Consider the following 767-nt stretch of genomic DNA (forward strand, 5'->3'; position numbering starts at 1 on the left):
CACCGATAGGACTCAAACAAGCGCCACGAGGATTGTCGACCGTACTCAGAAATAGCCCCTCCACTGCTTCCGCGTGAAGGGGCTCGTCATGGACATTGATGAAACTACCTACGGTAGGCTAAGCCGCTCCAAATTCGGCCTTCGTCTCGGTGACGACCACCATGCACTGCTCCGATATAGGCGGCCACTGCGGCAACTAAGGCTGAAGCAGCCAAAAGGAAGGCGCTCAGAATGCCAGCTATTTTGGTCTTCTCAGCAGTCTCCAATGCTTGTGCTTTTGCTTCCTCAAGCGCCTTGCTGGCTTGTTCTTTTGCCTCATCAATCTGCTTTCGCGCTTCATCGAGCTTCCTCTGCGCTTCCGTTCTCACGGTCTGGACCCGCTCGATTGTCTGATTGACGCGATTTTGGGCGTCGGTCTCACTCATTCCCGTTTGAGCCGTAACCTGACGGACGAGCCAAGCTTTATCTTCGTCGGTTATCTGGCCTGTCGAGAGCAGGTTGGAGAAAATGCTGCCTGCCTGTCGGGTGAAATCAGCAGCATTTTGACCCTCCCCACTAGAAGCGGGTGCTCTATCATTTCGCAGCAACGTATCTGTAAAATAGTCGACGGGATTGACCTTCAATCCCTGGGGAAGCATTTGCTCAATGGAGGGTGCTGCTGCTTGCCCAGTGCCTTGGATAATGCCGCCAGCCGCACTGCCAGCCCCAGATATTAGTCCTCCGGCCAATTGGCCAGCTCCTTGCGCCGTTCCTCCAATGACGGTTCC

At 54.8% G+C, this 767-nt stretch carries 1 pseudogene; it reads right to left on the minus strand.

The features are described from left to right. Window positions 1-104 precede the first annotated feature (104 nt). A pseudogene (locus KWJ32_RS28155) lies at window positions 105-767 on the minus strand (hypothetical protein); the annotation flags it as partial.

The sequence above is a fragment of the Ochrobactrum sp. BTU2 genome (genome assembly GCF_024539785.1).
Lineage (GTDB): Bacteria > Pseudomonadota > Alphaproteobacteria > Rhizobiales > Rhizobiaceae > Brucella > Brucella anthropi.